The organism is Rhodococcus sp. SJ-3, assembly GCF_051918125.1.
Lineage (GTDB): Bacteria > Actinomycetota > Actinomycetes > Mycobacteriales > Mycobacteriaceae > Rhodococcus.
In genome coordinates this window covers 674,360-697,655 of record NZ_CM123306.1, presented here as the reverse complement: position 1 = coordinate 697,655, position 23,296 = coordinate 674,360, and the positions used below count along the sequence as shown (strand labels likewise).

Annotated in this window: 25 protein-coding genes; 9 read left to right on the top strand and 16 right to left on the bottom strand. The window is 64.7% G+C overall.

Annotated elements, in window-relative coordinates:
• Positions 1-83 precede the first annotated feature (83 nt).
• Both ACTDXD_RS03115 and ACTDXD_RS03110 read right to left on the bottom strand, forming a co-directional pair.
• The gene (locus ACTDXD_RS03115) at positions 84-422 is read right to left on the bottom strand and encodes a DUF4873 domain-containing protein (protein WP_440125737.1); all 339 of its coding nucleotides are present in this window, start codon (positions 420-422) and stop codon (positions 84-86) included.
• A gap of 43 nt (positions 423-465) precedes the next feature.
• A complete protein-coding gene (locus tag ACTDXD_RS03110; protein ID WP_440125736.1) occupies positions 466-1,170 on the bottom strand; it encodes a TetR/AcrR family transcriptional regulator in 705 nt (234 codons plus the stop codon).
• Positions 1,171-1,339: 169 nt separating this feature from the next.
• Here ACTDXD_RS03110 and ACTDXD_RS03105 point away from each other — a divergent pair, with 169 nt between their 5' ends.
• The 6 genes from ACTDXD_RS03105 (at position 1,340) to ACTDXD_RS03080 (ending at position 6,605) form a co-directional block, all read left to right on the top strand.
• Positions 1,340-2,593 carry a DUF445 domain-containing protein gene (locus tag ACTDXD_RS03105; protein ID WP_440127514.1) on the top strand — a complete coding sequence of 418 codons (1,254 nt, stop codon included), beginning with the start codon at positions 1,340-1,342 and terminating at the stop codon, positions 2,591-2,593.
• Positions 2,594-2,654: 61 nt separating this feature from the next.
• Entirely contained in the window at positions 2,655-3,182 is a 528-nt protein-coding gene (locus ACTDXD_RS03100) for a helix-turn-helix domain-containing protein (RefSeq protein ID WP_440125735.1), read from the top strand.
• Position 3,183: 1 nt separating this feature from the next.
• Positions 3,184-4,047, top strand: coding sequence for a heparin-binding hemagglutinin (locus tag ACTDXD_RS03095; protein WP_440125734.1), 864 nt, complete (start codon positions 3,184-3,186; stop codon positions 4,045-4,047).
• Between the two features lie 88 nt (positions 4,048-4,135).
• Complete coding sequence (locus tag ACTDXD_RS03090) at positions 4,136-4,426, top strand: DUF2516 family protein (RefSeq protein ID WP_169690090.1); 291 nt, start codon at positions 4,136-4,138, stop codon at positions 4,424-4,426.
• A gap of 107 nt (positions 4,427-4,533) precedes the next feature.
• On the top strand, positions 4,534-5,478 hold the full coding sequence (locus ACTDXD_RS03085) for an AurF N-oxygenase family protein (protein ID WP_440125733.1): 945 nt from the start codon (positions 4,534-4,536) through the stop codon (positions 5,476-5,478).
• Between the two features lie 83 nt (positions 5,479-5,561).
• A complete protein-coding gene (locus ACTDXD_RS03080; protein ID WP_440125732.1) occupies positions 5,562-6,605 on the top strand; it encodes an alpha/beta fold hydrolase in 1,044 nt (347 codons plus the stop codon).
• Positions 6,606-6,621: 16 nt separating this feature from the next.
• Here ACTDXD_RS03080 and purU read toward each other — a convergent pair whose 3' ends face one another.
• Both purU and ACTDXD_RS03070 read right to left on the bottom strand, forming a co-directional pair.
• Positions 6,622-7,509: a formyltetrahydrofolate deformylase gene (purU, locus tag ACTDXD_RS03075; protein ID WP_440125731.1), complete on the bottom strand. Its 888-nt coding sequence runs from the start codon at positions 7,507-7,509 to the stop codon at positions 6,622-6,624.
• Positions 7,506-8,384, bottom strand: coding sequence for a class I SAM-dependent methyltransferase (locus ACTDXD_RS03070; protein WP_440125730.1), 879 nt, complete (start codon positions 8,382-8,384; stop codon positions 7,506-7,508). The genes purU and ACTDXD_RS03070 overlap by 4 nt, the downstream gene beginning before the upstream one ends.
• A gap of 322 nt (positions 8,385-8,706) precedes the next feature.
• Here ACTDXD_RS03070 and ACTDXD_RS03065 point away from each other — a divergent pair, with 322 nt between their 5' ends.
• The 3 genes from ACTDXD_RS03065 to deoC all read left to right on the top strand — a co-directional run bounded on the left by ACTDXD_RS03065 (position 8,707) and on the right by deoC (position 10,765).
• The gene (locus ACTDXD_RS03065; protein WP_440125729.1) at positions 8,707-9,150 is read left to right on the top strand and encodes a hypothetical protein; all 444 of its coding nucleotides are present in this window, start codon (positions 8,707-8,709) and stop codon (positions 9,148-9,150) included.
• 1 nt (position 9,151) lies between these two features.
• A complete protein-coding gene (locus ACTDXD_RS03060; protein ID WP_440125728.1) occupies positions 9,152-10,006 on the top strand; it encodes a TetR/AcrR family transcriptional regulator in 855 nt (284 codons plus the stop codon).
• Between the two features lie 81 nt (positions 10,007-10,087).
• Positions 10,088-10,765, top strand: coding sequence for a deoxyribose-phosphate aldolase (gene deoC, locus ACTDXD_RS03055; protein WP_440125727.1), 678 nt, complete (start codon positions 10,088-10,090; stop codon positions 10,763-10,765).
• Positions 10,766-10,784: 19 nt separating this feature from the next.
• Here deoC and ACTDXD_RS03050 read toward each other — a convergent pair whose 3' ends face one another.
• The 12 genes from ACTDXD_RS03050 to ACTDXD_RS02995 form a co-directional block, all read right to left on the bottom strand.
• On the bottom strand, positions 10,785-12,359 hold the full coding sequence (locus ACTDXD_RS03050) for an ABC transporter substrate-binding protein (protein ID WP_440125726.1): 1,575 nt from the start codon (positions 12,357-12,359) through the stop codon (positions 10,785-10,787).
• 187 nt (positions 12,360-12,546) lie between these two features.
• Complete coding sequence (locus ACTDXD_RS03045; RefSeq protein ID WP_440125725.1) at positions 12,547-13,188, bottom strand: TetR/AcrR family transcriptional regulator; 642 nt, start codon at positions 13,186-13,188, stop codon at positions 12,547-12,549.
• 21 nt (positions 13,189-13,209) lie between these two features.
• Positions 13,210-13,644, bottom strand: coding sequence for a nitroreductase family deazaflavin-dependent oxidoreductase (locus tag ACTDXD_RS03040; RefSeq protein ID WP_440125724.1), 435 nt, complete (start codon positions 13,642-13,644; stop codon positions 13,210-13,212).
• A gap of 7 nt (positions 13,645-13,651) precedes the next feature.
• Entirely contained in the window at positions 13,652-14,908 is a 1,257-nt protein-coding gene (locus ACTDXD_RS03035) for a cytochrome P450 (protein ID WP_440125723.1), read from the bottom strand.
• Positions 14,905-15,690 carry an SDR family NAD(P)-dependent oxidoreductase gene (locus ACTDXD_RS03030; protein ID WP_440125722.1) on the bottom strand — a complete coding sequence of 262 codons (786 nt, stop codon included), beginning with the start codon at positions 15,688-15,690 and terminating at the stop codon, positions 14,905-14,907. The genes ACTDXD_RS03035 and ACTDXD_RS03030 overlap by 4 nt, the downstream gene beginning before the upstream one ends.
• 40 nt (positions 15,691-15,730) lie before the next feature.
• Positions 15,731-16,954 carry an amidohydrolase family protein gene (locus tag ACTDXD_RS03025; RefSeq protein WP_440125721.1) on the bottom strand — a complete coding sequence of 408 codons (1,224 nt, stop codon included), beginning with the start codon at positions 16,952-16,954 and terminating at the stop codon, positions 15,731-15,733.
• Positions 16,951-18,420: an aldehyde dehydrogenase family protein gene (locus ACTDXD_RS03020; protein ID WP_440125720.1), complete on the bottom strand. Its 1,470-nt coding sequence runs from the start codon at positions 18,418-18,420 to the stop codon at positions 16,951-16,953. Before ACTDXD_RS03020 ends, ACTDXD_RS03025 begins: the two co-directional genes overlap by 4 nt.
• Before the next feature lie 84 nt (positions 18,421-18,504).
• Positions 18,505-19,701, bottom strand: coding sequence for a thiolase family protein (locus ACTDXD_RS03015; protein ID WP_440125719.1), 1,197 nt, complete (start codon positions 19,699-19,701; stop codon positions 18,505-18,507).
• Positions 19,698-20,129: a Zn-ribbon domain-containing OB-fold protein gene (locus ACTDXD_RS03010; protein ID WP_440125718.1), complete on the bottom strand. Its 432-nt coding sequence runs from the start codon at positions 20,127-20,129 to the stop codon at positions 19,698-19,700. The genes ACTDXD_RS03015 and ACTDXD_RS03010 overlap by 4 nt, the downstream gene beginning before the upstream one ends.
• Entirely contained in the window at positions 20,126-21,358 is a 1,233-nt protein-coding gene (locus ACTDXD_RS03005) for a CaiB/BaiF CoA transferase family protein (protein WP_440125717.1), read from the bottom strand. The genes ACTDXD_RS03010 and ACTDXD_RS03005 overlap by 4 nt, the downstream gene beginning before the upstream one ends.
• Complete coding sequence (locus tag ACTDXD_RS03000) at positions 21,351-21,578, bottom strand: ferredoxin (protein WP_440125716.1); 228 nt, start codon at positions 21,576-21,578, stop codon at positions 21,351-21,353. The genes ACTDXD_RS03005 and ACTDXD_RS03000 overlap by 8 nt, the downstream gene beginning before the upstream one ends.
• Positions 21,571-23,193, bottom strand: a complete 1,623-nt coding sequence (locus tag ACTDXD_RS02995; protein WP_440125715.1) for an AMP-binding protein — start codon at positions 23,191-23,193, stop codon at positions 21,571-21,573. The genes ACTDXD_RS03000 and ACTDXD_RS02995 overlap by 8 nt, the downstream gene beginning before the upstream one ends.
• Positions 23,194-23,296: the final 103 nt, after the last annotated feature.

Here is a 23,296-nt window from a genome sequence, read left to right as displayed (position 1 = left end):
CGCACGTCGGTTCGGTCCGTTCCTTCGTCCGTGTTCGGTGAGAGGGTTCGGTGAGAGGGTCCCTGAGGGGATTCGGTATGGCTTCAGTAGGGCGGTGCGGAGATGCCGTCGATCATGTGGCTTCCCCACAGGTCGATCTCGGTGACGCGTCCGGTGGCCGTGGCGATACTGCCGTCGGCTGCCGGGATCCGGAGCGTCACTTCGGTGCCCGGGCCCGAGGGGGTATCTGGTGTGAGGGCCGCGCCGAACTCGCGGAGGCGACCGCGCCACACATGCCGACCCACGATCGGATCGAAGTGCCCGGACAATTCGACCTCGACGGTGGCGTGTTGCTCTCCGACCGCGACGTCGGCCGGTCCCTTGTAGCGGTCGGTCTGTTCGTGCGCGTTCTCGTCTCCGTGCGGCGACGTCGTATCAGGCATGACCCGAGATTACACGTAACTCACAGTAACGTGAATGGCGTCACTATTCTTCGGTCGGGAGCAGCGGGTGCGGCCGCGACTTGAACCGTCCGGGCGATCCCGAGACCTGGGCGATTCCGGTGATCCCACCCCAGACCATCATCGTGAGGTAGTCGACGAGGTCTTCGGCCGTCATGGACTTGTTCGAGATCCACCAGTGTGTCGCCAGTTGGATCGCGCCGACGATTCCGTACGCCCACGGTACCGAGCCGCCCGAATCCATCTCGAGCAACCGCAGCCGCTCGCCGAGCACCGCCGACACGAGTTCTGCGATCATTCGCTCGGAATCGGCGACGACGTCGCGGCTCGCCGACGAGCTGTTCGACATGATGTAAAGGTAGACCTCAGGATCCTCGGCAACCGTCTCGACATACGTCGCGATCGCGACCCGGGCGAGGTTGTACTCGTCGAGGTCCTCGGACACCGCCGAATAGATGCGCGGCGCGAGAACTGTCTCGACGTACCGCATCATGGTCGCCGTCGTCAGATCGTTCTTGTCGGTGAAGTACCGGTACAACACGGTCTTGGATACACCGATCTCGGCGGCGATCTCGTCCATCCCGATCTCGTGTCCGCGGGTGCGGATGGCCTTGATGGTGCCCTCGACGAGTTCTTCGCGCCGCGCGATCTTGTGCTCGTGCCAACGACGTTTGCGACCGTCCTGCTTCGTGGGCGGGGTGTCGGTCGCGGGAGGTGGGGAAGAAGGCATCTGTTTCGGCACATCCATTCGGTCTCGATCGTCCGCTCAGTCTACGGGCGCGTGCTCCTCGGGCGATTCGGTGGTGTGCCCGGTGATGTCTACGCAGAGTCGGTGGCGCCGCGACGCGCGGGGTCCGGTGGCGACGATCGAATTTCGGCACAATGGTCCGGTGCAGTACATGAATTTCGAGGACGACACCAAACGCCGGGATCTGCGCCGGATGAAGACGGTCGCGACAGGCTTTCTGATCGTGGCCGCAGCGGTGTACCTGTTCTGCCGGTGGCAGGAGACCCAGGGTGCCGGTGCGTGGGTCGGATACGTTCGTGCTGCGTCCGAGGCGGGTATGGTCGGCGCCCTCGCCGACTGGTTCGCTGTGACTGCGCTCTTTCGTCATCCGCTCGGGATTCCGGTCCCGCACACTGCGATCATCAAGCGGAAGAAGGATCAGCTCGGCGCGAGCCTGAGCTCCTTCGTCGGAACCAACTTCCTTGCGCCCGACGTGGTGTCGGCGAAGGTCGAATCCGCTCGGATTCCGCTGAGGCTGGGTGGGTGGATGGCGCAGCCGCAGAACGCCGAGCGGGTTGCGAAAGAGACCTCGACGATCCTGCGCGGGGTGGTGGGCATCCTCCGCGAGGACGATATCGCCCAGATCATCGACCACACCATCGTCAAGAGGATTGCCGAGCCCGAGTGGGGGCCGCCCCTCGGCCGCATTCTCGGTGAGCTCCTCGCCGAGGGGCGGCAACGTCCGCTGATCGACATGCTTGCAGAACGCGCACATCAGTGGGCGCTCGGCAGTCAGGAAACCATCGACCGCATCATCACGAAGGATTCGCCGGCGTGGTCCCCGAAGTTCGTCGACCTGATGCTGGGCGAGAAGATCCATCGGGAACTGGTCGACTTCACCTGGAAGGTCCGTTCCAACCCGGAGCACGAGGTCCGGCTTGCGGTCGAGAAGTTCCTCGTCGACTACGCCCGTGATCTGCAGTACGACCCGGTGACGATCGCCAAGGCAGAGAAACTCAAGGCCGAGATCATGGGCCGCGAAGAGATCACGCAATTGGCCTCGGCGACGTGGAAGGTCGCCAAGCGGATGATCCTGGAGTCGGTGGACGACCCGGACAGCACGCTGCGCAGGAAAGTGGCCGAGAACGTCGAACGTTTCGGTATCCGGCTGTGCGAGGACACCGATATGCGCGGCAAGGTCGACGGATGGCTGCTCGCCGGTGTTCGCTTCGTTGCCGCAAACTACGCCGACGAGATCACTTCGGTGATCAGGGAGACCGTCGAACGCTGGGATGCGGAGGAGGCGAGTCGCAAGATCGAGCTCGCGGTAGGACGCGATCTGCAGTTCATCCGCATCAACGGCACCGTCGTCGGGGCACTCGCGGGGCTCGCCATCTACACGATCTCCGAGCTGCTGTTCGCATGACCTGCGTCACGTGCTAGCAGAGCGCTTGCTGTAGCTAGCACCTCTGCGTACGCTGGGTGCCATGTCCACGATTCGAGATTCGGCCGCGTCGGCCGGGGACGACCAGGACGGGAACGCAGGGTTCACCGAGAATGCAGGGCCTACTGACATCGCTGCGCGAGTGGTCAACAACGCCGCCCAGGACATCGGAGGCTTCATTCGCTCACAACGTGAGGCCGCCCAGGTGTCGCTGCGGCAGCTGTCGCAGCTGGCCGGGGTGAGCAACCCGTACCTCAGTCAGATCGAGCGTGGGCTGCGCAAACCGTCCGCGGAAGTGCTTGCGCAGATCGCGAAGGGACTGCGGCTGTCGGCCGAAGTTCTCTACGTGCGAGCGGGAATTCTCGAGGAGCGACCTCACAGCGCGGTGCGCGACGCGCTGTTTGCCGACGCCGCCTTGTCGGAGCGGCAGAAGCAGGTCCTGCTCGACATCTACGACTCTTTCTGCCGCGAGAACGAGTCGGTACCGCCGGAATCGGCGCCCGGGAGCGTCGCCGCCCGTGTGGTTCCAGCAGATCGCGCGAATCCCACTGACCTAGACGAGGAGAATTGACATGACCGATCCCAACGCTGCACTCCGAACATCCCTCTACGCAGCGGTCGGTGCCGGCGACGCCGTCGTCCAGGCCGTTGCCGATGTCGTGGCTCAGGTGCGCGAGCGCGCCGAGAACACCCAGACCGATGTGAACGGCCGCGTCGAGACGGCCCGCGAGCGCATCGCGTCGGTCCCGGCCGATTTGACCGAGACCATCGAGTCGCTGCGGGCCCGTCTGAGCGAACTGCCTTCGGAACTTCCCGAGGAAATCGCCGACCTGCGCGAACGATTCAGCAGCGAGGAGCTGCGCAGGGTCGCCGAGGCGTACCTCAAGGTCGCTTCCGATCTCTACTCTGCATTCGCCGAGCGGGGCGAAGAGACCATCGAACGTCTGCGTCAGCAGCCGGCCGTCGAAGAGCGCCTCGGTCGCGCCGAGGCCGCCTTCGGCGACGTCGTCGATCTCACCGAAGAAGCTCTGGGGACCGTCGCACGGCAGACGCGCGTGGTCGGCGAACAGGCCGCCAAGTTCGCAGGACTCACCGCGGACCGCATCTCCGACACGGCCACCGAGGTCGGCACCGTGATCGCCGATGCGGGTGATGACGCTGCCCTCCGCGTCCTCGAGCTCGGTGAACAGGCCGAAGAAGCGAGCAGCGAAGCGGCAACGCGCGTCGAGTCCGTCAAGGACGATGTGGACGAGGCAGCGGAGGCTGTGACGGAGAAGCAGGACGCGGTGGCTCCGAAGCCTGTCGTGAAGTCGGCCCCGGCCAAGACCGCGGCGAAGGCACCCGCGAAGAAGGCCCCGGCCAAGGCGGCGCCTGCCAAGCCTGCGGCGAAGGCGCCCGCCAAGACGGCTGCGCCTCGCAAGACCACCGGCAACTGACTGCAGCAACTCGGCCCTGACCGGGTCGATCCGGATCGGCTCTCGCGCACGAAGTTGCGCGGGAGCCGATTCTCGTAGACTGGGTCTTGTGCCCAACGTCGATTCTCTCGCCGGTCTGATCATGCTCGCTCTACAGGTCCTTGCGCTTGTAGGAGCCGGCTTCGCTTTGTTCCATGCAGTTCGTCAACCCGCCGAGGCGTTTCCTGCGGTTGACAAGCTCACCAAACCCGTATGGCTCGGAATTCTCGTGGCCGCGTTGATCGTCCTGCTGCTCTTCGGGGCCGTCGGGATGCTCGGCATCATCGCCGTGGTTGCGGTCTGCGTATACCTGGTCGATGTCCGCCCGCGCGTGGAAGAGGTGCAGAAGCCGCGCTGGTGACGCCAGATTGCCTCGATCTGCGATCGTCTCGACCCACCCCTTGACAAGTGCGATTCAGATAATGACACTTCGAGTAACGGATATCATTCGAGACGAGGTGGTTCGCGATGTCCATCACTCGAACCAACGGGTCGATCGAGAGTGCGCCCGGTCGGGTACGCGGGTCGCACGCAACCGACGGTAAGCAGGGCACAGCACAACGACTCCTCGACTCAGCGGCACGCAAGTCGTACGACCCCGCATTCGAGATCGACTGGGACGCTCCGATCCCGGGCGACAAATACGGGATGACTCCCGAATGGTCCAGTCTCTACGGCACGGACCTGTGGGAACGGATGTCGGAGCAGCAGCGGATCGTTCTCACCACGCACGAAGCAGCGAGTATCGCCGGCACGGGCATCTGGTTCGAGATGATCCTCATGCAGATGCTCATCCGAGACCTCTACCAGCAGGATCCTTCCAGCGCGTACGTCCAGTTCGGTCTCACCGAGATCGCCGACGAGTGCCGTCACTCCATCATGTTCGCGCGTTCGGCGAAGCGACTCGGCGTGCCGTCGTACCGCCCGAAGCGGTGGATCCGCGTGAGCGGACGGGGCTTCAAGGCCGTCGCGTCGGGTGCACTTGCGTTCGGTGCAACGCTGTTCGCCGAAGAGATCCTGGACATGATGCAGCGTGACTTCATGCGCGACGAGCGGGTGCAGCCACTCACCCGCACCGTCAGCCATATTCACGTCGTCGAAGAGTCGCGGCACATTCGGTACGCCCGCGAGGAAACCGAACGCAGGATGCGCACGGCCACGCGAGCCCAGCGCGCGTACGTCCGCATGCATCTGGGCGTATCCGGCTACTTGATCGTCACGAACCTGATCAACGACCAGGTGTACGCGGCGGCAGGCCTGGACATCGCCGAGGCGAAGGCCGCCGTACGCGCAAACACGCACTACCACGACAAACTGCGGCAGGGTACGCGACGCACGGTCGAGTTCCTCGACTCGGTGGGCCTGATCGGTGGTCCGTCGGCGCACCTGCTTCGCAAGGCCCACGTGCTGTGAGCCGTGTGCCCACCCCACGCTGACTCGACCACACCGACAACCGATCACCGGGACTACCCGGACATGCACGCAGGAGAACATACGTGAACAAGCCCACCCGTCGTCAGGCCATGCTTCTCGCGGCAGGCGCCAGTGCGCTCGCCGGTGTCGTGACGGGCATCGTCGCCGCGCGTCGCTCCCGCTCCACCGTGGTGCGGACAACGGATGTGGCTCCCCACGCACTGCTTTCCACCCCGAGCCTGGAAGCCGAGCAGATCGAGGTCCGGACGGACGACGGTGCCCGGCTCCACGTGCTCGCCTACGGCGATCCGGACGCGCAACCGCTTGTGTTCAGTCACGGGTGGACGTGCAGCGGGATGTACTGGGCGCCGCAGATCAACGCATTCGCCGACCGATACCGAGTTGTCGTCTACGACCAGCGCGGACACGGCTCGAGTGAGGCAGGCACGCGCCCACTCGGACCGGACGTCCTGGCCGACGACCTCGCTGCGGTCCTCGACGCGGTGGTCCCGGCCGGTCGCAAAGCGGTGCTCGCCGGGCACAGCATGGGCGGAATGAGCATCATCGCGTGGGCCGAGCGGTTCCCCGAGCAGGTCTCGGAGAAGGCCGCGGGTGTGCTCCTGGCCAGTACCGGGATGGACAACCTCGTCGCGCACGCCGCTCTGATCGCGCTTCCCGAACGGTTCCCGCGGGTGCCGGTGAAGGTGGCACGTCCGCTGCTGGGTGCACAGGTGCCGCTGGTGGAATCGAAGTTCACGACTCGGGCCCTCAAATACGTGGCACTCTCCCCATCGGCGAGTGTGGCAGAGGTCGACTTCTGCGAGAAGATCGTGCTCGGGTGCCCTCCGCGCACGCGGGGCGGCTGGGGCTTCGCACTGAGTACCCTCGACATCCACGAAGGCCTGGAAAACCTCAACGTTCCCACGACGGTGCTCGTCGGCACCGCCGACCGGCTCACACCTCCGGTGCATGCGCGACGGCTCGCGGCCGGCCTGGAGGAGGCCGGAAATCTCGAGCGCCTGGTCGTGCTGGACGGCGTCGGCCACATGAGTTCCGTCGAAGCCATCGACGCGTTCGACGATGAAGTGCTGCACCTCGTCGAGCGCGCCGGAGCCGTGGTCTCCTAGACCGGACGACGAATGCTCAGTTGAAGATCACAGTCTTCCGGCCGTGCACGAGCACTCGATCTTCGAGGTGCCAGCGCAGGCCGCGGGAGAGGACGAGCTTTTCCACGTCGCGTCCCTGCCGAACCATGTCTCCGACGCTGTCGTGATGGCTCACCCGAATGACGTCCTGTTCGATGATCGGGCCCGCGTCGAGTTCTGCCGTCACGTAGTGGCACGTCGCGCCGATGAGCTTCACACCGCGGGTGAAGGCCTGATGGTACGGCCGGGCGCCCACGAAGGACGGCAGGAAGCTGTGGTGGATGTTGATGGCGCGTCCGGCCCAGTGCTCGCACAGGTCTGCAGGCAGGACCTGCATGAACCGTGCGAGGACGACAGCGTGTGGATCGTGTGCGTCGACGATCTTGCGAACCTGCTCGAACGCGGGGCCGCGCTCGGCGGGGTCGGACGGGAACGAGACGTAGTGGTAGTCGATGCCGTGGCGGCGCGCGACTTCCTCGAGGTCGCGGTGGTTGCCGACGACCGCGCGCACCTCGGCCTGGAGCTCGCCGGCCGCGACCCGTCCGAGTAGATCGTGCAGGCAGTGCGCTTCCTTGCTGACGAGCAGCACCACGCGCTTGCGCTGGCCGGTGTCGGACAGCGTCCATTCGGTGTTCGGACCGATTCCGTCCGCCACCACGGCGAACTTCTCCCGCAGTTCGTCGATGCCGAACGGGATGGAAGAGGCCCGCACCGCCTGCCGGGTGAAGAACCAGCCGCTGTCCTGATCGGCGTGGTAGGCAGCCTCGACGATCGACCCTCCGACCTCTGCGAGGAAAGTGGAGATCTTCGCGACGATCCCGGTGCTGTCGGGGCAGCCCAGGGTCAACACGTAACGGCGGTCGTCGGTCGAGGTGGAACGAGTCATGGTCGCGATTGTCTCAGGTGCCTGGAAGCGGCTGTCGGGGGACGTCGTACGGTGGCGGTGCCCACCAGCGTGGTGAAGTCGATGGTGTGTATACCGCGCGCGGTCACCTCGTCGGCGATGCCGCGCCGGACCGCCGCGATCTCGTCGGCGTCGAGACCGTTCAGCGCCGCCCGGTAACCGGTGCCGGTAACGAGATTCCAGCAGAGTTCGTCGGTGGCGGGCAACAGATTCGACAGGACACGCACTTCCACGGAGTGGGTGCCTGCGTCAGTGAGCCACGCTTCGAGCGTGTGGGGAGTGTCGATCTCGCGGAGGGGTGTCCTCGCACGTAGTGATCCGCGCTCGGCGAGGTCGGGGTCGAAGCGCGATGCGACATCGAACACGACCCGTGAGTACTCCTCCAGCGATCCCTCTCGCCACACTGTCACACCCACGCGGCCGCCGTGTCGCACGAGACCGGCGAGGCGTGCGAACGCCCGGTGCATGTCCGGAAGGAAGAACACGCCGTAGGAGATCGCGAGGGCGTCGTACCCGTCGGTGGCGATGTTCGACGGCGCCTCCCAGGTCGTTACGTCCGCACACACGAAATCGATGTTCTGCAATGCTCGTGCCTCGGCGATCAACCGGGCTTTTTCGAGTAGGTCGGAAGAGATGTCGACGCCGTGCACGCGGCCCGACGGGCCGACTGCTGCCGCGATGGGGAGTGCTGACGCACCCGCGCCGCAGCATGCGTCCAGCACCGTCGCGCCCGGACCGAGTCCGAGTTGGAAGGACAATGCGTTTCCGGCCGGGCCCCATACCGTGTCGGTGAGAAGGTCGAAGGTGAGGCTCGCGTCGTCGAATGTGCGGGCCGTCTCTGCCGGATTGTCGCTCATTTCGTCAATCTACTGGCTTCGGCGACACGTGCGGGCCCGTCCCACCCTCCGCGAGGGGGACGCTCGGAAGTGTGTTTTTGACGACAATTCGTCACAATAATACGGCTGTGTGAGGTTTCCGGAATCGCGGTAATGATGCAGAACACGGCCGGATTCCGTGCGAGATGCGGGCGTGGTCACAACTCCGTGCGGGATACATCCCGGGGTGGTGTAGCGCCGAACTGTCTGCTGAGATCGCGCTGGGCCGAATTCGCATTTCGGCGCCCGTTTTGTTCGTGCCGCGAGGTTTATGTGACGACACGTCATCATAAAGGAGGAGTCGGTGGATCTACTGGTAATCCAGTCCGAGGGAGGCGGGGCGAGGAACGGGCGTGCGCACGCACTACTTCGTCGTAGTGCGTTGCTCGGTATCGCAACCGCTGCAGCGACCGCCGCGCTGGTCGCAACCGCGCTTCTGGTCCTCAGCGGGCAAGGGGCGACGAGTACGCAGCTACTGCACGACCTCGGCCACACGGCGCGGTTCGCGGCGCTTGTGCTGTTGCCACTCGTGGTGATCGCACAAGTGGGAGAGCGGGTGACCGCGCTGTCCTTGGCACTGTTCACCGCGTCGATGTTCCTGCCGGTGCTGCAGCGGCACGCCTCCGGCCTCGCGCCGATCGAAATCCTGTCCTGGGCCAACGCGGCGGTGGTCGCGGTATTGGCGATCAAGGTGGTGCGCACCGTACTCGACAGCGCGCGCCGAAGCGACGACGTTGCTGTGTGCTGACGTGCGCACCAGCCCATCGGGAATCGTCCACCTCGTACAGCACGAAGTGCGACGGACCATCACCGCCGAACTCGAGCGCCTCACCCGACGCACACAACTCGGTGCCGCCGAGGTCGACACCGTAGCCGAATCACTGGCCCGCCTGTCATCGGTGCTGGTTCTCGACCACGTTGCTGCGTGGCAAGGTGATCATCGGGTGGTGGCCGATCTGTTCGATCTGCCGACGACAAGCGAGTGCGAGGGTATTGCCATGCCGAAACTGACCGGTGGTGCCACAGTGGCGGAACACAAAGCCGTCACCAGGGCGGCAATGCTCGATGCGTTCGCGGTCGAGTTCCACGAAAATGGCTGGGAAGGCGTCAAATTGCAGACGATCGCCGAGAAGGCGGGCGTCGCGCGGACCGCGGTGTACAACTACTTTCCCGACAAGACCACGCTGCTCATGGCATGGTCCGAGCGGGAGATGACGCGCTTCATGGCGCTGGCACAGCGAGAACTGGAGGACCGGGCAGACCCTCTCGACCGGCTGCAGGTGCTGATCAAGCTCGTACTGATCGAGTTCTCGCTGCAACGGGGTGTCGGAGAGTCGGTGGCTTCGGCGCTGCCCCCGAAGGATCGTGAACAGTTCTTCACCCATATCGCACCATTGGTCGAACTTGTCGAAGCACTCCTGCGCGACGGCATGGACCATGGAGTGTTCGAGGAGGCGGACCCGACCGATACGGGCCGGCTCGTCATGGCCTGTCTGGAGACGCAACGCTCGGCCTTGATCGCCGGGGGTCGACCGGACGAGGCAGTGGCCCGGACGCTCCCGTTCATTCTCCGAGCGCTCGGAGCGTCACCGGAAGGGCAGTGACCGGAACGTCGGTCGAGTTCGTAGTACACCACGACACCTCGCCGACATTCGAACGATTCTGACGTGTGGAAAGCTGACAGCATGCCGGATCTCACGTTCTCCCGCTCACAGGTCGCCTCGATGATCGACCACACCCTGCTCAAGCCCGAAGCGTCCACGGCGGACGTGCAGGCCCTCGTCGACGAAGCCCGGGATCTCGGTGTGTACGCGGTATGTGTCTCACCGTCGATGCTGCCGGTGCGTGCGGACGGTGTGGTTGTCGCAACGGTGGTGGGCTTCCCGTCAGGTAAGCACCATTCGCTCATCAAGGGTGCCGAAGCGCGCCTCGCCGTCGAGCAGGGTGCCCGCGAGGTGGACATGGTCATCGACGTCGGAGCTGCGGTCGCAGGCGACTACAACGCTGTGCTCGCCGACATTCTCACCGTCCGCGAGGCGATCGGATTCGATCCGGTGCTCAAAGTGATCATCGAGTCGGCTGCGCTCTCCGACGAAGCGATAGTCGAAGTATGCCGAGCGGCGGAGAAAGCCGGCGCGAACTTCGTCAAGACCTCCACCGGGTTCCATCCCGCCGGGGGCGCATCGGAGCACGCGGTGCAGCTCATGGCGGAAACGGTCGGTGGGAGACTCGGGGTCAAGGCGAGCGGCGGCATCCGCACCGCGGAGGCCGCGGTGCGGATGCTCGAAGCCGGAGCGACACGGCTCGGACTATCAGGAAGCCGCGCGGTGCTCGATGACCTCGCGAGTGACCCACTCGATTGACTCCGGAGAGGCTGTCGGATCAGTTGACCCAGAGTTCCTCCACCAGCGGCGAACCCAGAGTATAGAGCTCCACACCGTGGACATTCTCGCCGTAGATGATGCCCGGTGTTGCCTTCGTGTAGAAGACTCCGACCGAGAGGTCCGCGAGACGCTCCTCGACCGTGTTGTAGGCCGCAACGCGTTCGTCGTGTGATGCGGACTCGCGCCCGCGGTCGAGTGCGTCGTCGAGCTCCGGGTCGCTGACGCCCATGAAGTTGCCGGGCGACGTGGAATGGAAGGCCGACCACAGGCCGTAGTCGGGGTCCTGGATGATCGCCGAGGTGATCGACATGTCGAAGTCGCGTGCCGCGGTGCGCGCCTGGGCGTTGGCGATATCGTGGATCTCGACCTTCACATCGACATTGTCGTAGGCGCTGAGCTGGGCTTGGACGGCTTCGGCAAGTGTCTTGCTCTCACTTGCCGGATACGACATGAACGTGAACGACACGGGCTTGCCCTCGGCGGCCAGTTCGTCGAACAGTTTCTGCGCCTCCTCGGAGTTCGTCTCGGGGAAGGGAAGGTCCTGATAGTACGGGGATTCCTCTGCGAACAGAGTTTCCGGCACGACGCCCTCACCGTTGTAGACGATGAGATTCAGATTGTCGGTGTCCAGCGCGAGCTGTACGGCCTGCCGGGCACGGATGTCGTCGAACGGAGCTCGACGATGGTTCATTGCGATGATCTGACCACCGCCGGTCGGAACTACCTCGGTGTTCAATCCCTGCGCCTCGGCAGCAGTGATGTTGTTGGCACTGGACTCGGATGCGAGATCTGCTGCACCGGTGGTCATTGCGTTCATACGCTGAGTGGCTTCGTGGGCGGTGCGAATCGTCAATGTGTCGAGGTACGGTTTGGGCGCGTCCCAGTAATCCGGGTTCTTCTCCATTTCGATCTCGCCCTGGCGCGTCCAGCGCACAACCTTGAACGGTCCGGCCCCGGCCGGATCATCGTCGAATGCCGTTGCGCCCTTCTCCAGCGCGGTGGGAGAAGCGATCCAGTTCAGCGACGTCGCAGCGATTCCCTGGGCAAATTGGAGGTTCGGCGCCACCAGGGTGACGCGGAGGGTCTCGGCATCGATCGGGTCGGTGTTCGCGATCTGACTGGCGACCCGGATCGCAGTAGACCCTGTCGCCGGTTCCTTCAGCCGGTCCCAGTTGTACTTCACCGCCGCGGCGTCGAGAGGCGTGCCGTCGGTGAAGGTCAGACCGGGCTGCAGCTTCAGATCGAAAGTGGTTCCGCCGTCGGTTGTGGAGAAGTCGGTGGCCATCTTGTATTCGATTTCGAAGTCTTCGGTGCTGTTGACCATCAGGGTGCCGTAGAGAGCATTTCCCAAGGGCGCCATATGAGCCCAGGTGTTCGACAGCTTGGCGGGGTCGAGCGTCGGCGGTTCTGCGATCTCGAGGATCGTGGCGGAGCCGCCGGCGACGGGTTCCCCGTCGTTGCCGGTGGCGTCCGCGCCGGAGGTGTCGCCACTGCCACACGCGGCGACGAACGTGAACAACGTGAGGGACAGTAGTGCGGCCGGTAACTTCCGTATTCGTCTACGGCGGATCATCGACGACCTCTCGATCAGGTTGTGGGTTGGGAGATTTCGACGAGCGATGCCCGATGGTTCTCGTGACGACTCGGATGCCGGCTGTGAGTGCGCGCGACGAGACGAATCGAGCGGAAAGATCTGCGGCCGGGGACGGCCTCGAATTCGACTGGGCGTCGGCCCTATCGGATCCGATGAGGAGCGAAGGTCAGCGCAGCGAACCACCGAGAGCGCGGAGGCAGAATTGCCACAACTGCTCTTGGACCTCCGCGACGGTGCCTGCCGCGTACGCATAGTGGTGGTACACCGAGCGGGTGAGCTCGACGATGAACCATGCGTCCTGTTCGGTGTCGGTGGACGTCACCAGGCCGGCGTTCGCGGCCGCCCGGATCTCGGTGTGGATGAGATCGACCAGGGGGCGGTCGGCCTCGGCCAGCTCCTTCGGGAAGACACGATGCAACCGCCAATGGGTCGCCACGATGAACTGGGCCAAGGTGTAGCGTTCCGGGTCTCTCGACCGGCCCCCCAACGATGCAGTGATGAAGAAGCGCAGTCGCTGCAATGGGTCGGTGAGATCGTCGGCAGCGGCGGTCATCTGTCGGCATGCGTCGCTGAGCCCGTCGCTGATGACGGCGAGGAGCAACTCGTCCTTGCTCGCGAAGTAGCGATAGAAGGTCTGGAGGGCCACTCCGGCTTCCTTCGCGAGTTCCTGGGTGGTGAACGCGTCGCCCTTCGCCTCGACGAGCCGGTGCGCCGCGTCGAGAATCGCCCGGATCTGATTCTCGACGCGCGAACGTGACCGTTGTACGGCCACGGATCGTTCGACCGCTCGTTCCTCAGCCCGGGACATGGTGTCCGATTCTAGACATCATCACGTTGGTGACAGGACCACGACCGGGATATCCCGGTCGGTGCGGGACTGGTAGAGGTCGTAGTTCGGCCACGTGTCGGTGACGATCTTCCAGAGCCGGGGCTTCTCCTCGGGCGTAGCTGTCCGCGCCAGCACCGACATCGTCCTGTCCTGTACCTGCACCTCGGCATGGGGATGGGCCTGCAGGTTCACGTACCAGAGGGGGTGCTTCGGTGCGCCGCCCTTCGACGCGACGACGAGGTAGTCGTCGCCGTCCTGGGCGAAGATCAGCGCGGAGGTCTTCGGCTCGCCCGAACGTCGGCCCGTCACGGTGAGGAGGAGCGTCGGCACACCGTTCCAGATGTAACCCTCTTGTCCGCCGCTCTCGCGGTAGACGCGGATGTGCTCGTCGCCGCGGAGGCTGATGTCCGTCTGTGTGTACTCGGTTTCGGCCATGGGCACCTCACTTCGTATCGAAGAGGACTGGGATCGCGGTGGCTCCGCGCTCGTACATCCCGACGAGTCGCGGCGGTTCGGCGGCCGGATCGAGCCGTAGCCCGGGGAGCCGGTCGAGCAAGGCGTTGATGCCCACGGTCATCTCCCCGCGCGCCACGTGCATTCCCAGGCAGATGTGGGCGCCCTGACCGAATGCGAGCGTCGACCTCGTGGGCCGGGTGATGTCGTATTCGTCGGGTCGTTCCCATCGCTCGGGGTCGCGGTTCGCCGCACCGACGCACAGGTGGACGACCGAGCCCTTCGGGATGTCCTGCCCGTAGAACTCGATGTCCTCGGTGACCCACCGTGAGAACATCGGGTCGGTGGGCATCCACCGCAGCGTCTCCTCGATCGCTGCGCGCAACCGGCCACGATCGTCGCGCACCGCCTCGAGCACGTCCGGACGTTGCACCAGTGCCGTGATCGTGGTGCCCATCTGCTTCCACGTGGTGCCCGAGCCCGCCGCGAGCAGCAGTTGCGAGAAGGTGTGGATCTCTTCGTCCGAGAGGCGTTGTGTGGCACCGGATTCGTCGGTGCGCTCGGCCTGGACGAGAACACTGATCAGATCGTCCTGCGGCTCCTCCCGCCGGGCGGTGATGATCGGATCGAGGATATCGATGATCTTCTGCCGGTCGCGGGTCAGGGCCTCGCGGATGTCGAGGGCCTGCTCGATCGGCACACCGAAACTGCCGGTGATGGTGAGAACCGGGATGGCAGCGCAGAAGTCGACGTTGAGCTCGGCGTGTCCATCGTCGACGAAGCCGTCGATGAGCAGGTGAACCGCTTCCTCGATCCAGTTCCGGATCCACCACTCGGCATTCGACGGGAGGAACGACGGCTGGACGAGACTGCGGTACTGCCGGTGCTGGCGTCCGCCCATCGACAACATGCTCTTGTGCAGCAGCGAACCGGACTCGGGATCGACATCCACGGCCTCGGGAGAAGACGCGAACACCTTCGGGTTCCGAAATGCCTCGTTGCATGCTTCGAAGCTGAACACCGAGAAGTGGTCTCGGTCGGGAAACGGGAGCCCCTGGAACATCAGTGGATCCGATATCCCGGTGAGCTCGTGGACGGTACCTCGGTGGACCGGCTTCTCGCTGCGGAGTCGATGCCAGATCGGGTACGGATCCTCGGAGAACTTTCCGCCGGTGGCCTCGTTGTACGACCCTTGCAGGTCGAACAACTCGCGTACCCGGTCTCGGTCGAGCGATGTGGTTTTCATCGTGCGACGTACCCTCCATCGACGGGCAGGACGACACCGGTGACGTTCTTCGACATGTCGGATGCCAGATACAGAATCGCTTCCGCACAGTCCTCGGCGGTGATGAACCGCCCGAGGGGATGCTGGGTGGCGATACGGTCGGTGACCTCGGAGCGTGCACCCATTTCCGGATCCAGTCCGCCCGCGGTCATGAATCCGGTCAGCGGCATCCCCGCGGGGGCGATGGCGTTGACCCGAATACCGTGAGGTGCGCCCTCGATTGCCACCGCGCGCGTCAACTGGTGTACGGCACCTTTGGTTGCGCCGTACACCGAACCGCCCCACGCGACGAGTCCGGCGACCGACCCGGTGTTGACGATCGCACCGCCCGAACCCTGCTTCTTGAACTGCAGGACGGCATGCTTGCTCCCGAAGAAGACGCCACCCAGATTCACCCCGACCAGGCGCTGGAAGTCCTCGCGGGTGTGTTCCTCGAAGGTTGCGCCCAGTCGTGGAGTGGGGATCCCGACATTGTTGACGAGGATGTCGAGTCGGCCGTACTGCTCGACCGCTGCCCGCACCATCGCTTCGACCTGGTCTTCGTCGGACACATCGGCCCCGACCGCCGTTGCGGCGCCGCCGTCGGCCTCGACTAGACGGACGGTTTCTTTCGCCTGATCGGCATCGATGTCGGCGCACACGACCCGTGCGCCCTCTTCGGCGAGGCGCAAGGCGGTCGCGCGGCCCACTCCCGAGCCCGCTCCCGTAACGATGGCGGATTTGTCTTCGAGCAATCGATTCATGGCATATTCCTGTTCGGTTCCTTGTTCGGGCGGAGCAAGGTCAGACTCCGGCCAGGACCGGGGGCTGCGCCGGAGTGAAGCGGTACAGCCGCTCGGCATTGCCACGCAGAATCTTGTACTGCTGTTCGGTCGTCAGATGCTCGATCTGCTTCTTGACCACCGAGATGCAGTTGGGCCACGTCGAATCGGAGTGCGGGTAGTCGGTCTCGCACATGATGTTGTCCTCGCCGATCTCGTCGATGCTGGCGATTCCGTGATGATCCTCGATGAAGCAACCGAAGATGTGCTTTCGGAATACTTCCCGAACATCGAGGTTGTCCAGATCCAGGTCGTTGTTGCCGTGGTCGCTCCACTGCGCACCGCGCTGGATCCAGTACCGCTGCTTGTCGAGTACCTGCTCGGCACGTTCGAGAAAGTACGGCACCCAGCCGATCTCACCCTCGGACAACGCGATCTTGAGGTTGGGGTAGCGCTGGAACATGCTGCTGAACAGCCACGTCAGCATTGCTCCCGAAGTCCGTGTCGCGCCCCATGCAAGATTGGCCAGGAACGGCGAATCCTTCGAGACTCGCGGCACCGTGGATGACGAGCCGACGTGCATCGAGACCACCATCTCGAGATCGTTCGCGGCAGCCATGACCGGGTCCCAGTAGCGGTCCTTGTCGTGAATGGTGGGCAGACCCAGCGGTTCGGGGTTCTCGGAGAAGGCGAAGGTCGTGGCGCCCTTGGCGGCGCAGCGTTCCATCTCCTTCGCCGCGAGGGCGGGATCCCACAATGGGATGAGGATCAACGGAATGAAACGGCCCGGAGCGGCGCCGGCCCACTCCTCGAGGTGCCAGTCGTTGTAGGCCTGCAGACAGGTGAATCCGAACTCGCGGTCGCTGGCTTCCATGAACATCTGACCGCAGAAACGGGTGACCGTCGGGAACGACAGCGACGCGAGGATGCCGGCCTTGTTCATGTCCTCCACACGGGCGAGCGGGTCGTAGCAACCGGGGCGCATCTCGTCGTAGTTGAGGGGTTCGGGGCTGAACTCCTCCTTGGACTTGCCTGCGACAGCGCTCAGACCGCTGCTCGGGAACTTCTTGCCGTCGTAGACCCAGACGTCCATCCCCGTCTTGTCGTCCTTGATCATGTGGGGTGCACGATCGCGGTCTTTCTTGGCGACGCGATCGACCCACAGGTTGGGGGGTTCGAGGATGTGGTCGTCGACCGAGACGAGCCAGTCCAGGTTGAGGTTCGGGGTGCCGTTCGATGTGGTCATTGTGCGAGCTCTCCAATCGACATGTGCTTGACTTCCTGGAATTCGCGGATGCCCTCGGGGCCACGTTCGCGTCCGAGTCCGCTCTGCTTGTAGCCCCCGCTGGGTGCGAGTGCGCTGAAAACGGTGGTGTTGACGTTGACGGCGCCCGCGCGGATCCGGCGAGCGACTGCGACTGCGGTAGCGGTGTCGGCGCCGTAGACCTGGCCGGACAGCCCGTAGACGCTGTCGTTGGCGATCCGCACTGCGTCGTCGACGTCTCGGTAGCCGATCACCCCGAGAACGGGTCCGAAGATCTCTTCCTGCGCTGCCGGGTTGGCGTTGTTCGGCAGATCGAGGACGGTCGGCTCGAAGTAGTAACCCCGATCGAATCCTTCCGGTCGCTTGCCGCCGGTCCGGACCTTGGCGCCCTGTTGTTCTGCGAGTTGCACGAACTGCTCGCACTTGGATCGTTGCGCTGCGCTGATCACCGGACCCATCAGTGCGGTCGGATCGGTGGGGGATCCGACCTTGATCGAGTTGTACGCGGCGGCAACGCGCTCGAGTACCTCTTCCTTGTGCTCCTCAGGGACGAGCATGCGTGTCGCCGCGACGCACGCCTGCCCTGCGGTGCGTGCCACGACGCCCATGGCGCCGATGCCGACCCGCTCGAGCGCGTCGGGCAGGTAGATCTGTGCCGATTTGCCGCCGAGTTCGAGGGAGAGGCGTTTCACCGTCGGGGCCGCCTGCGCGATGATATTGCGTCCGGCGACGGTGGATCCGGTGAACGAGACCATGTCGACCGCGGGATGGGTCGTCAGCAACTGCGCGCCCTCGGTGCCTTCCTCGGCGACCACGCTCAGTACGCCGGGCGGCAGGCCTGCGGCGTCGGCGGCATGTCCGAAGATCAGCGACGAGATCGGAGTGAGGGGACTCGGCCTCAGGATCACCGAGTTTCCTGCCATGAGTGCGGGGATCAGCTTCTGCAGGGCCATGATCAGTGCCGCGTTGTACGGGGTGATCGCGGTGACGACTCCGACCGGTTCGTGCCGGAGGATACTGAGTGCAACCCGTCCCCGTGTCAGATCGTCGACCGGAACCGGCGTGGCCTCTTCGTGTCGCATCGACTGATAGAGGTCGATGGTCTGACGGGCGATGGATATTCCCGTGCGGCACTGGGTTTCGTCGGCAAACCGCACGGGCTGCCCGGCTTCGGCGACCAGGGTGTCGACCAGGGTCTCGTGGTTCGCCTCGAGGTGGTCGATCAGTGTGTGCAGAACCTGGGCTCGGTCGAGGGGTGTGCGCTGCGCCCACACTCCGTCGTCGAAGGCGGTCCGGGCGGCGAGAATCGCGCGTTCGACTTCGGCGACGGGTGTCGCGCTGACATCGGCTACGTGGGTTTCGTCGGCCGGATTCTCGACTGCGATGACCTGGTCGCCGGTGACCCATTCACCGGCCACATAGGTACGACGTTCGGTGAGGATACTCAATTCGTCCCCCTTTTCCCTGCTAGTAGTAGAACATAATTCTCGTTAGGACAACAGCATGATTGCAATTTGTTGAACGATGATGTGTCAGAAGTGTTCGGCGGAGTACACGACGGCACCGCCGTAGTGTGGCGAAGAATGGCAGGCGACAGCGGTTGTCATGCCCTCGCGTCCCCGAACACCTGCGCGCCCGGAGAGTTGGAGATAGCACTCGAGCATCTGCGGCACGCCGTGCATCCGGCCGTTGCCGAGCGCACCGCCCCCGGACAGTGCCGGAATCGCACCGGGCCGGTCGCTGTCGATACCGCCTTCCTCGACGAATCGGTGAGCCTCGCCCGCTGGGCACAGGCCCAGGGATTCGAGCCAGAACCATACGAACGGGGAGAAACCGTCGTAGACCTGGGGTAGATCGATCTCCCTCATGCCGATCCCGGAGGACTCCTCGAGGCGACGTACCAACTCGGCTCCTGCGCCGAGGATGTCGTCCAGCGGCCAGTGGAGGGGGAGTCGTCGTCGCGAAGGTATTCCGTTCGCATATCCGGCGATGTACACCGGCGGGTGCGGGAGGTCCTTCGCGCGCTCGGCGCTCGTGAGCACGAATGCGGCCACGCCGTCAACGGGGATATCGCAGTCGAACCTGCACACCGGGTCGAACAGCGCTGGCGCAGAGAGGTAGTCGTCCCGGTCGAGTGGACGGTTGTACCAGTACGACCACGGGATCCGCGCCCCGTTCTTCCGGGCCTCGGTGACCACGGCCGCCATGGATTCCGGTTTGGCTCCGTACCGCTGCAGATACTCGTTGTACGGCAGGGCGATCATGGCCAGCGGACCGAAGAAACCCTGGGGCGCGGTCCACTGCTGCGGGCCGTGCACCTCCTGCATCGGATTACCGTGATAACTCCCCGTGGGGTTGTGCAGCGTGCGGTGCACGATGACGTAGTCGGCGGCGCCACTGGCAATCGCGTTGACGGCCATCGACACCGAGCCGGTCAGCTGGCCGATCCCGTCGAACCCTGCGACATAGCGCGGGGTGCCGCCGAGACGCCCTGCCAGCCACGCGGACGACACGGTGCTGACGCCGTCCTCCGCGAGGCGACCGCTCGCGCTCGGTAACAGACTCGAACTGACATAACCGTCGATCTGCGCGAGTTCGAGTCCGGCATCTGCGACGGCTGCGCGGGCCACGTCGACGGTGAGGGCACCGAGCGTGCGACCGGCAGTGCGTCGAATATCGCTTTGCGCGTAGCCGACGATCGCCACCTCGTTGCGAGCGAAACCGCTCATGACGCGACCTCGAAGGCAGGAACCGACACCTCGGGGGTCAGCTGCTCGAACGCTGCGACGACCGGCGTCCCGATTCGGAGTTCGACGTCGGGTCCGTCGAGCAACCGGCCGATCAACCGGAGTTCGGACTGCTCGGCGAGTTCGACGTCGACCAGGACGAACGGGAGGTCGTCGAATCCGGGGAGGAAGGATTGGCGGACGGTCGTCCACGATCGTACGGTGCCGTGCCCGCTCACAGGAACGAATTCGAAAGCGGGATCGGTGGATCCGCAGTTCGGGCACACGCTGTCGGGCGGGTGAGCGAAAGCGCTGCACTCCCGGCAGCGCGCCAACTCGAGACGATGTTCCGCTGCCGCGGCCCAGTACGGTGCCGACGTCGCGTCGGCCACCGGCAGGGGGCGGTGTGTCTTCGCTTCGTGTGCCGTCACGGGATGACACCTTTCTCGGCGAGCGACCCGATCCGTTCCCAGTCGTAGCCGAGTTCGAGCAGTACGGCTTCGGTGTGCTCACCGTGCTCGGGGGCCCGTCGCAGGATGGGAGGCTCCTGATCCAATTGGACCGGGACCGCGGGCAACCGGTAGGTGTGCCCGTCATCGAGCCGGACCTCGCCGACGTAGCCGTTGGCCGCGACCTGCGGATCGTCGATCACATCGTGCACCGACTGCACCGGCGCCCACGGGGCGTCGAGCTCGGCGAGGATCTGCTTCCACTCGTCCAGCGTGTACTTCGCGAAGATTCCGTCCAGTTCCTCGACGCACGCCGCACTGTTCTCCCGCCGTGCGGCCATGTCGACGAACCGGGGATCGTCGATGAGGTCGTCGCGTCCGATGAGGCGGGCGAATGCCGGCCAGTATCGATCTCCCTGCAGGAACATCAGCTGGATGTGCCGAAGATCCCGGGTCCGGTATGTCCCGGTGAGCGGATTGACCTGCGGCCCACGGTCTGTAACCGGCATCACGTCGCCGCCGTTGAGCGCGACGAGCAGGTCGGACGACAGCATCCACATCGCGGTGGCGAGCAACGAGACATCGACGACGGTGCCCGCGCCGGTCTTCTCCCGCTCGTGCAGCGCGGTCGAGATTCCGAATGCAAGGGCCATCGCGCCGTTGCGGTCACCCATCGCGCCGCGCTGGCTGATGGGGTAGTCGCGTTCAGTGGGGGTGAGCGTGTGACCGACTCCGCCGCGTGCCCAGAAGGCGGAGCTGTCGTATCCGGGCTTGTCGGAGTCGGGTCCGCGGGCACCGAACCCGTGCCCGCGCGCGTAGATCAGGCGCGGATAGCGCCGACGAAGGGTCTCCGCGTCCAGGCCGAGGCGAACGAGTGCACCCGGACGGAGGCTGGTGATGAACACGTCCGCCGAGGAGAGGAGTTCGTGCAGGACAGTGATCCCCTCGTCGCTCCGGACATCAAGGGCGATGGAGCGTTTACCCCGGTTGGCCAGTGCCATCGAAAGGTTGGGGCCACCTCGATCAGCACCGATACCCTGGGTCGCGAGGCCACGGTACGGATCGCCCTCGGGTGGCTCGATGCGGACGACATCGGCGCCCCAGTCGGCGAGCAGCGCCGCGGCGACGGGCACGAACACCCATTGCGCGAGCTCGACGACGCGGACTCCGTCGAATGCACGCGGCGCGGTATTCGCTTCCTGCTCAATCATTGCTCTTTGCTCCCAGGGTGCGGCACGTGACGGTGATGGCGCCGGTAGGGCAACCGGACGCGGCGACCTCGACATCCGATACATCCGTCACGATCGGGCTCGTCACCTGGGCAGCAGCGTCGCTGCCCATGGCGAAGATGTCTGCGGCATACGAAACGCAGACCCCCGATCCCATACAGATCTCACGATCGAGTTCGACCACGTACTGTTCTTCAGGCATGTGTCGTCTCCGGTACATCTTGTAGTGCAGCATCTGCGACGAGCTTCCGAATTCGGTTCTTCTGAACCTTTCCCGACGCGGTGCGCGGGAAGTCGTCCACCCGGTGCAGTTCTTCCGGCCACTTCTGCCGTGCCACACCCGCGGCCGCGAAGTGTGCCTTGACCTCGTCGAGTGTGGGCATCGACTGTCCCTCTCCGAGTCGCAGGACCGCTGCGACACGCTCGCCGAGACGCGGGTCCGGTGCGGCGACGACGACGGCCTCGACGACGGAGGACATGGTGAGCAGTGTGTCCTCGACCGCTGCTGCGCCGATGTTCTCACCACCGCGAATGATGAGATCGGACATGCGATCGGTGATGGTCAGGTAACCGTCGTCGTCGAGAGTTCCGACGTCTCCGGTGTGATACCAGCCTTCGTCGTCGAATGCGCGGGCGGTCAGGGACTCGTCGGTGTATCCGAGGCACAGATCGGGACCGCGGCTGACGATCTCGCCGTCCTCGGTCAGGCGGATCTCGACGCCCGGCCGCGGGCAACCATCCGTCAGAAGACGCTTGTCTTCCGGTGCGGTGGTGGCGGATCCGGTGATCGAGGGGTGCTCGGTGCTCCCGTACGAGCGCGTGACGACGAGACCGAGATCGGTCAGGCGGCGTGGGACGGACGCGGGTACGGTGGATCCACCTAGGCCGATCGGGCCGAAGAAGCGTAGATGGTCTGGCGCGAAATCGGGATGGTCGAGCAGGCTGGTGACGAAATACGGTGGGCCACCACCGATCGCTACGCCATCGGAGTCCATGAGCGAGATGACCCGGGTGGGGTTCCACTCGTCGCACATGTCGGCGGGGATCGCGTCGAGGACGGGGAACAGAACCGCGCCCAGCATCCCGATGAAATGCCCGACAGGCAGGGCGGTGAGCTGGCGCCCGCGACCGGGTTCGTAGTTCGACATCAGTTGCCGCGTCTCGCAGATGAGTGTCTGATGAGTGTGAATGACGCCCTTGGGGTTCCGGGTGGTGCCGGAGGTGTATGCGATGAGCGCGGGGGCTGCGGGGTCCACCTCGGCGACGTCCTGCAACGGCTCATCGGCGAGCAGATCGTCGAAGTCTCGGCTCTGCGGTGAGCGAAGAGACGGGGAGAGCCCGACCACGCCGACGATCGGTACGTGCGCGCTCGCTTCCGGAGAGTACGTCATGCGCCCGAACTGGGATGCCGTGATGAACACCTGAGGTTCGGAATCTTCGAGAATGAAGCCGAGTTCCTTCGAACCGTAGAAGTGGACGATCGGCACCGTCACCGCGCCGAGCAGGGCGGATGCCCAGAAAGTTGCGGCGGCTTCCATCCAGTTCGGCAATTGCATTGCGATGACGTCGCCGGGACCGATCCCGCGGGCCTTCAGGCCCGCCGCGAGTCTGCGTGCGACGAGTTCGACCTCGGCGAAGGTCCCCTTGTACGGACGGACGTCCGAATGCACGTGAAATCCCATGTCGGGGTGCTTGTTCAGCCCGTCTGCGAGAATTTCTCCGAGTGTCTCGCGGGTCCACCACCCGTTTTCTTCGTAGTGGCTGCGCAGAGGCGGGGGGATTTCGCGGACAATCGAACTCAGTCGATTCGTAACCAACGTTTTCACAACACCTTTCACAGATGCATGGTCGAGATCAGCGCGCGGCATAGAGAGAGGCTGTTGCCGCGTATGCGCAATAGATGCATGTCGAGGTAGAACG